The sequence below is a fragment of the Streptomyces sp. NPDC000941 genome (assembly GCF_053599555.1).
Genome location: NZ_JBSFMM010000329.1, coordinates 1 through 9,395, shown reverse-complemented (window position 1 = coordinate 9,395; position 9,395 = coordinate 1). Strand labels below are relative to the sequence as shown.

General features: G+C 68.7%; 3 protein-coding genes. All 3 read right to left on the bottom strand.

The window, feature by feature from the left end; translation table 11 throughout:
• A partial coding sequence (locus tag ACWDSL_RS49675; RefSeq protein WP_450495908.1) for a beta-ketoacyl synthase N-terminal-like domain-containing protein occupies nt 1–930 on the bottom strand: 930 nt, incomplete at its 3' end.
• A 24-nt stretch (nt 931–954) separates the two neighbouring features.
• On the bottom strand, nt 955–5,850 hold the full coding sequence (locus ACWDSL_RS49670; RefSeq protein WP_450495906.1) for a type I polyketide synthase: 4,896 nt from the start codon (nt 5,848–5,850) through the stop codon (nt 955–957).
• Nucleotides 5,851–5,985: 135 nt separating this feature from the next.
• On the bottom strand, nt 5,986–9,395 hold a 3,410-nt coding region (locus ACWDSL_RS49665; RefSeq protein ID WP_450495904.1), incomplete at its 5' end, for an SDR family NAD(P)-dependent oxidoreductase.

Genomic DNA, 9,395 nt, shown 5'->3' with positions numbered 1-9,395 from the left:
CAAACCATTCGACGCACCATCCTGATTCACCGCCGAACCACGCACCACCGCCAACACCCGACGCCCATTCCGACGCGCATCGGACAACCGCTCCAGCAGCAACACCCCCGCCCCCTCGCCCCAGCCCGTGCCGTCCGCGCTCTCCGCGAAGGCCTTGCAGCGGCCGTCAGCCGCAAGCCCCCGCTGACGGCTGAACTCCACGAAGGCCACCGGGGTGGACATCACGGTCACCCCGCCCGCCAGGGCAAGTGAGCACTCGCCCTGGCGCAGTGCCTGAGCGGCCAGGTGCATCGTCACCAACGACGCCGAACATGCTGTGTCGACTGTGACGGAGGGGCCTTCAAGGCCGAGGAAATACGAGAGCCGGCCCGAGACGACACTGGCCGCGCTGCCCGTGCCGAGGTACCCCTCAAGCCCCTCCGGCGCATGCTGGAACAGAGAGGCGTAATCCTGGCCGTTCGTACCGGCGAAGACACCGGTACGACTGCCCTTCAGTGAAGCCGGATCGATGCCCGCACGCTCGAAGACCTCCCACGAGATTTCCAGCAGCAACCGCTGCTGCGGATCCATCGCTGCCGCCTCACGCGGCGAGATTCCGAAGAACGCCGAATCGAAGTCCGCAGCCCCGTACAGAAAGCCGCCCTCCCGCACATAGGAGGTGCCCGAGCGTTCGCGATCCGGGTCGTAGAGATTCTCCACGTCCCAACCCCGATCCATCGGAAATTCCGAAACCGCGTCAGTCTCCGATGCCAGCAGGTCCCAGAACTGCTCCGGGGAACTCGCTCCCCCAGGGAAACGGCAGCTCATGCCCACAATCGCGATCGGTTCGTGCGCTGCGGCCGCGATCTTCCGGTTCTGCTGCCGCAGCCGTTCGTTCTCTTTGAGGGACGCACGCAGTGCTTCGAGAATCTTCTCAGGAGACGTGTTCATCGCCAGCTCCACATTTCAAGCACTTCAGGAATCAGTGTTTTCAAACGCCATGCGAAGCAGGCTCTCGGTGTCCATGGAATCGATGGAGTCGATGGAGTCGATGGTCTCCTGGCGGTCTTCGCCGCTCGGCAAGGAGACCTCCTCGGAGAAGTCGGCGAGTTGCAACAGGACTTCCATCAGCCCCGCGTCCCGGAGCTTGGCCAGGGGAATTGAGGCCAACGCGTGCCGAACGCGGACGTCCTGAGGCGTCAATTCAGCTTCGTCGTCACTGTCGGGGAACATCCGGTCCCGAAGAGTGTCGGCGAGGGCGTTCGGTGTCGGATAGTCGAAGACCAGCGTGGCCGGAAGGGTCAGGTTGGTGGCCGCTTGGAGACGGTTACGGAGCTCGACAGCGGTCAGCGAGTCGAAGCCGAGCTCCTTGAAGGCCCGTCCGGCGGCGACCGCTTCGGTGTTGGCATGTCCGAGCACGGCCGCCACCTGGGTACGGACCAGTTCGAGCAGCGCCCTCTCCCGCTCGGCTGGGTTAAGGTCTGCCAGCTTGTCGCGGAGCGCGGTGTCAGTCTCACTCGCCATGGCAGTCGCGTTCGCCCCCGTCAGAGCATTGCGGACCTCGGGGATCTCGCCGATCAGCGGCGCCCTACGGACAGCCGTGAAGGCCGGCGCGAACCGCTCCCAGTCCACATCGGCCACCGCGACGCCACCGTCGTTACGGTCGAGCACCTGGCCCAATACGGCGATCGCGTCCTCTGGCCTCATCGCGGTCAGCCCGCCACGCTGCATCCGCTGCTCGCCCACGCCATCCACGGCCATCCCGGCCTCGGCCCAGGGCCCCCAGGCCACGGAGGTGGCGGGCAGACCGAGCGCACGGCGCTGCTGCGCGAGGGCGTCCAGGAAGGTATTCGCGGCGGCGTAATTGCCTTGCCCGGCGCCACCGATCAGACCCGCCAGAGAGGAGAACATGACGAATGCCGAGAGATCGAGGTCCTTGGTCAGTTCGTGCAGGTTGAGCGCGGCATCAGCCTTGGCACGCAGCACGCCCGCGAAGCGGTCAGGAGTCAGCGACTCAATCACACCGTCGTCCAGCACACCGGCCGCGTGGATCACCGTCGTCAGGGGATGCTCGGCGGGAATCGAGTCCAGCAGCGCCGCCAACGCCATCCGGTCGGACACATCGCACGCGGCGACCGTAACCTTCACCCCCAGGCCCACCAGCTCCGACGCGAGCTCCTCGGCACCCGGGGCATCGAGACCACGGCGGCTGGTCAGTACGAGGTGCTCCGCGCCACGCGACACCAGCCAACGCGCCACATGCCCACCGAGCGCGCCCGTACCACCGGTGACCAGGGCCGTACCACTCGTACGCCACTCCCTGCCAACCTCCCCACCGCCGCCGGCACGCACCAGGCGGCGGCCGAAGACACCGGCCGAACGCACCGCCACCTGATCCTCACCACCAGAACCCGTCAACACACCGACCAGCCGATCCGCAGCCCGCTCGTCGAACGACTCAGGCAGGTCGACCAAACCACCCCAACGCTCCGGATGCTCCAGACCAACCACCCGGCCCAGACCCCACACCTGAGCCTGCACCGCACTCAGCAGCGCTTCCGAATCGCTGACCGACACCGCACCACGCGTCATCACCCACAATGGCGCCGCCACCCCGATATCGCCCAACCCCTGCACCAACCCCAACGTGCCAATCAGGCCGACTGGGACACCGCCGCACAACGTCTCGTCCAACGCCACCAACGACAACACCCCATTGAACGCAGGGCCTTCACCCACAGCCTCCGCCACACCTACTCGGTCACCATCGGCCTCCACCACAAGACGCCGCACCACAGCCCCCCGCGCCTCAAGCCCCCGAGCGATGTCGGCGACCCACGCGTCCTCGGCCAAACCAGTGGGCACAGCCAGCAACCACGTCCCCGACAGCATCGCCGACGACTCGACCGATACCGGCTTCCAGCCGATCCGGTAGCGCCATCCGTCCAACCGGGACCGTTCCAGCCGCCCCCTCCGCCACGATGACAACACAGGCAGGACGACACCGAGCTGCTCGCTGTCCGAGAGCTCAAGTGTCGAAGCAAGCGACTCCAGATCCTCCCGCTCCACCGCCTCCCAGAACCGCGCCTCCACCTCATCCACCACAACCGCCTCAACAGGAGCATCCAGCCAGAACCGCTCCCGCTGAAAGGCATACGTCGGCAGATCCACCCGCGACGCCCCCGCACCGGCAAACACCTCCGCCCAGCGCACAGCCACACCCCGCACCCACGCCTGCCCAACACCCGACAGCAACGACTCGACCTCAGGACGCCCCGCCCGCAACACAGGAACGAACACCCCATCGGCCACGGACTCCGCACCCATCGCGCTCAACACGCCATCGGGACCCAGCTCAAGGAACACGGACACGCCCTGCTCGGCCAGACTCGCCATGCCCTCACCGAAACGAACAGCCTGACGCACATGCCGCACCCAGTAATCAGCCGAAACCAGCTCACCAGACGTGGCCAGCTTGCCCGTCACGTTGGAAACGACCGGAATACGCGGCGCAGCGTAGGTCAGGGTCTCGGCGATGGCGTAGAAGTCATCCAGCATCACGTCCATACGAGGCGAATGGAACGCATGCGACACCTCAAGACGCTTCGTCTTACGGCCCTGCCCCCGCAGCGCCTCCGCCACAGCAAGGACCGCCTCCTCATCGCCGGAGACCACCACCGACGTCGGACCATTGACCGCAGCAATACCAACCCGATCGCCATAATCGGCCAGAAGCGACACCGCCTCATCCTCGGCCGCCTGGACAGCAACCATCGCCCCGCCGGCGGGCAACGCCTGCATCAACCGCCCGCGCGCCGCCACCAGCCGCACCGCATCCTCCAACGAGAACACACCCGCCACATGAGCCGCCACGATCTCGCCGATCGAATGCCCACCCACAAACTCCGGTACCACGCCCCACGACTCGACCAACCGGAACAACGCCACCTCAACGGCAAACAGACCGGTCTGCGTATACACCGTCTGGCCGAGCAGATCGGCATCATCACCGAAGATCACATCGCGAACGGACCGCTCGTCGTGTCCCGCAAGCTCCTTGTCCAACAGCCCGCACACCTCATCAAACGCCCCCGCAAACACCGGATACTGGCCATACAGCTCACGACCCATACCCACCCGCTGACTGCCCTGCCCCGAAAACAACACCGCCAACCGACCCTGCCCAGCCCCCTCCGCCGGCCCCATCACCACACCCGGCGCATCCTCACCTCGCATCAACGCGCCAAGCCCGCCCAGCAGATCATCCCGGCCCTCACCCAGCACCACAGCCCGATGCTCGAAGGCCGACCGCCCCGACGCCAGCGACCACCCCACATCAACCGGCGAAAGCCCCCCATCACGCTCCACACGCGACAACAAACGCCCCGCCTGCCCCCGCAACGCACCCGCACCAAGCCCCGACACCACCCACGGCACCACCGGCATCACAACAGACGCCACCGGCTCCTCAGATTCCGCCTCAACCGCAGGCGCCTCCTCAAGGATCACATGCGCGTTCGTCCCGCTCACACCGAACGACGACACACCCGCCCGCCGCGGATGCTCACCCCCCGGCCACTCCCGCTGTTCCACCAACAGCTCAACCGCGCCCGCCGACCACTCAACCTGCCGCGACGGCTCATCCACATGCAACGTCCGCGGCAACACCCCATGCCGCATCGCCAGCACCATCTTCATGACACCAGCCACACCCGCAGCCGCCTGCGCATGACCGATATTCGACTTCAACGACCCCAACCACAACGGCCGACCCTCACCCCGCCCCTGCCCATACGTCGCCAACAACGCCTGCGCCTCAATCGGATCGCCCAGCGTCGTCCCCGTACCATGCGCCTCCACCACATCCACCTCTGCGGCCGAGAGTCCGGCGCCGGCCAATGCCTGACGGATCACCCGCTGCTGCGCTGGACCATTGGGCGCCGTCAGACCGCTGCTTGCGCCGTCCTGGTTCACCGCTGAACCCCGTACCACCGCAAGCACCGGATGCCCGTTCCGCCGCGCATCGGCCAGCCGCTCGAGCAGCAGCATCCCCGCGCCCTCGGCCCAACCGGCGCCGTCCGCCGCGTCCGAGAAGGACTTGCAGCGCCCGTCGAGCGCAAGGCCGCGCTGGCGGCTGAACTCCACGAACGCCATCGGCGACGACATCACGGTGACACCGCCGGCCAAGGCGAGCGTGCACTCACCGCGACGCAGCGCGTGGGCCGCCAGATGCAGGGCCACCAGCGAAGACGAGCAGGCCGTGTCCACCGTGACCGCAGGCCCCTCGAGCCCCAGGGTGTAAGCGATACGTCCCGACGCGACGCTGCCCGCGCTGCCATTGCCCAGATAGCCCTCGAAACCCTCAGGGGCCACCTTCAGCCGGGACACGTAGTCGCTGTACATCACGCCGGCGAAGACACCAGCTTTGGTGCCCCGTACGGAGTGCGGGTCGATGCCCGCGTGTTCCAGGGCCTCCCAGGACGTCTCCAGCAGCAGCCGCTGCTGCGGGTCCATCGCGAACGCCTCGCGCGGCGAGATACCGAAGAACGCCGGATCGAAGTCGGCGGAGTCGTGCAGGAAACCGCCCTCCCGCACGTAGCTCCTGCCCTGCCGGTCCGGATCCGCGTCGTACAGGTTCTCGACGTCCCAGCCACGGTCCACCGGGAAGTCGGAGACGGCGTCGGTGCCGGTGGCGACCAGGTCCCACAGTTCCTCGGGTGAAGCCACGCCACCGGGATACCGGCAGCCCATGCCCACGATCGCGATGGGCTCGGACTCCTTGGCTTCCAGTTCCTCCAGCCGTCGACGAGTCTGGCGGAGGTCGGTGGTCGCCAACTTGAGGTAGGCGCGGAGCTTATCCTCACTGGCCATTCGGGATCAGTTCCTCACAAAATCGGCGAACGCTGCGAAAACATCGGGCGAATCATCGGTTGTGCACTATCGGCACGGTCTGTGCGGGCTACACGGTCACGGCCACAGTCATGGTCATGGTCATGGTCATGTGATTCAGGACTTCCTCAGCTCGTTCTCGAGAGCGCTGAACAGCTCTTCATCCGTCGCATCGTCCAGATCCCCGTCGTCATCAAGGTCGGCGGTGGTTCCCTCCGTGCCACCGAGCTTGGCCATGAGTGCCTTCATCCGGACCATGATCTCGACGCGCTTGTCGTCGTCCGCGCCCACAGCTACGGCGGACAGCACCGACTCCAGCCGGTCGAATTCCTCGACCAGCGAGGGCCCGGCCTCGACCCCGTCCAGGCGGATTTCCGTGCGCAGCAATGTGGCGAGCGCATGGGGCGTGGGGTGGTCGAAGATCAGGGTGGCGGGCAGCCGCAGCCCGGTGGCGGCGTTCAGACGGTTGCGGAGTTCGACCGCCGTAAGCGAGTCGAATCCGACTTCCAGGAAGCCTCGCCCGGGATCCACCGCGTCGTGTGTGGCGAATCCCAGCACGGCCGCGGCCTGCACGCGAACGAGGTCCAGCAGCGCGCGTTCCCGTTCGGTGTCGGAGAGGCCCGCGAGCCGCTGCTTGAGCGTGGAATCGCCGCCCACCACTCCCGCCTCGGCCGTGCGCCGCGCCGGTACGCGGATCAGGCCGCGCATCATCGCGGGAACGGCGTCGGCGGTGACCGGGCGGCGCAGCGCGGCGGCCTCCAACTGCATGGGCAGCATGAGTGCCTCATCGAGGTTTTGGGCGGTGTCGAACAGTTCAAGGCCCTTCGCGGTGCGCAGCGGGGTCATGCCGCCGCGCGCCATGCGCTGTATATCGGCGTCGGTGAGGTCGCCGGTCATGCCGCTGCTCTGAGCCCAGAAGCCCCAGCCGAGCGAGACCGCGGGCAGCCCCTGGGCCCTGCGGTGGTGGGCGAGTGCGTCGCCGAACACGTTGGCCGCGGCGTAGTTTCCCTGCCCTGCGCTGCCGAAGGTCGCGGCGGCCGATGAGAAGAACACGAACGCCGAAAGGTCCAGGTCACGCGTCAGCTCGTGCAGATGGACCAGCGCGTTCACCTTGGGGCGCAGCACTTGGTCGACGCGGTCCGAGGTCAGGGAGGAGATCACCCCGTCGTCCAGCACACCGGCGGTGTGCACGACGCCGGTCAGCGGATGCTCCGCCGGTACGGAGGCGAGGAGTTCTGCCAGCGCCGCGCGATCGGCCACATCGCATGCCGCCACGGTGGCGTCGGCCCCGAGCTCGGCGAGCTGTCCCACCAGTTCGCCGGCGCCTTGGGCGGCGGGCCCGCTCCTGCTCACCAGCAGCAGTCGGCGCACACCGTGCTCGGCGACCAGGTGTTTGGCGAAGACGCCACCCAGCGTTCCGGTCGCGCCCGTGATCAGTACCGTTCCCGAGCCGAACGCGCCCGCTGCGGGCTCCGTGTGCGCTTCGTCGGTCCGGGCCGGGATCGGGACCCGTGCCAGGCGCGGCACCCGTACCTCGCCGTCGCGCAGCGCCACCTGCGACTCGTCCTGGGCCACCGCCCACGCCACCGCCGCGGGCAGGGTCTGCCAGGACGGCTGCGAGTCGTCGGTGTCCAGGAGGACGAAGCGGCCGGGATTTTCCGACTCCGCCGAACGCAGCAGACCCCACACCGGGGCCGCCGCGAGGTCTCGTACGTCCTCGCCCGTCCGCGTGGCCACCGCGCCGCGGGTCACCACGACCAGCCTCGACTCGGCGAACCGCTGGTCCGCGGCCAGCCACTGCTGCGCCAGAGCGAGGGCCTGGTGCACCGCGCCGCGCGCGGCGTCGGCCGTGGCCCCCGGCGTGGCCTCGATCTGCGGCGCGCAGCTAACCAGGATGATCTCGGGGGCGGGCTCACCCTCCGCAAGGCTGTCACTCAGCGAGGCCAGGTCCTCGTACGGCTTGGCCGAAACCCGGGTGCCGCTCAGCGCTGCCGCCAGGCCGAGGCGGTCGTCGCCCACCAGTGACCAGCGAGCGGTGGTCGGGGCGAAGGCGTCGCCGGACACCGGTCGGCTGATCCACTCGATGTGGAAGAGCGAATCGTGCCGACCGCCCTGGGCGCCGCCGAACTGCTGTGGGTCGACGGGGCGCAGTACGAGGGACTCGGCCTTGGCCACTGGGGCTCCGGTCCCGTCGGCGACCGCCACGGTCATCGCGTCCGGGCCGGCCGGCGTCAGGGCCACCCGGAGCAGCGCGGCGCCCGCGGCGTACAGGGACACTCCGCGCCACGCGAACGGCAGCCGAGCCCTGGGCGCTTCGGCGCCGCTGTCGCGTGCGGCCTCCGGGGCGACGATGCCGAGCCCGACGGCGTGCAACGCGGAGTCGAGCAGGGCCGGGTGGACACCGAAGCGGGTGGCTTCCGACTGATGGTCTTCGGGGAGCACGACCTCCGCGAAGATCTCCTCACCGCGCTGCCAGGCCGCGCGCAGACCCTGGAAGACCGGCCCGTAGCCGTGCCCGACCTCGGTCAGCGCGTCGTACAGCCCGTCGGTCGCCACGGCGGTCGCGCCCGCGGGGGGCCACGCCGCCAGGTTCCACGACGCGGTGGGCGCGCCGACCGCCAGCGCTCCGGTGGCATGGCACGTCCAGGGCTCGTGGGCGGTCTCCACGTCGCGCCGCGAGTAGACGCTCAGTGCGCGGCGGCCGGTCTCGTCCGGTTCGGAGACCGTGAGCCGCAGCTGTATACCGCCGCGTTGGGGAAGGATCAGCGGGGCTTGGAGCGTCAGCTCCTCGACCACATCGCAGCCGACTTCGTCGCCCGCGCGGATGGCCAGTTCCACGAACGCGGTGCCAGGCAGCAGCACGGTGTCGCCCACCGCGTGGTCTGTGAGCCACGGGTGCGTACGGAGCGACAGCCGGCCCGTGAACACGACGCCTTCGGAGTCCGGCAGCTCGACGGCGGCGCCGAGCAACGGGTGCTCCGCGGAGTCGATCCCGAGGCCGGAAGCCGCGCCCGCGCCGCCCGAGACGCCGGAGGTGTCCAGCCAGTACCGCTTGCGCTGGAAGGCGTACGTGGGCAGGTCCACCCGCACGGGCCCGGCCCCCTTGAATGCCTGCGTCCAATCGACGGCCACGCCCTGGGCATAGGCCTCGGCGAGGGAGGTCAGGAAGCGGCCCAGGCCGCCCTCGTCACGGCGCAGCGAGCCGAGCGCCACCGTGCCCTCCGCACCTCGGGCCTCAGCGGTCTCCTCCACCCCGACGGCCAGGACCGGGTGCGCGGACACCTCGATGAAGACGGCGTCCCCTGCCTCCAGGGCGGTGCCGATGGTCTCCTCGAAACGAACCGTCTGGCGCAGGTTGCGGTACCAGTACGCGGCATCCATGCCGGCCGTGTCGATGACCGCGCTCGTCACCGTGGAGTACAGCGGGATCCTGGACGGCTGCGGTTCGAGGCCCGCCAGCAACCCGGCCAGCTTCTCCTCGATACGCTCGACATGCGAGGTGTGCGAGGCATAGTCCACCGGAACCC

Coding starts and splice junctions, on each gene's coding strand:
- ACWDSL_RS49670 (WP_450495906.1), bottom strand. CDS start 5,850: ATGGCCAGTGAGGATAAGCTCCGCGCCTACCTCAAGTTGGCGACCACC.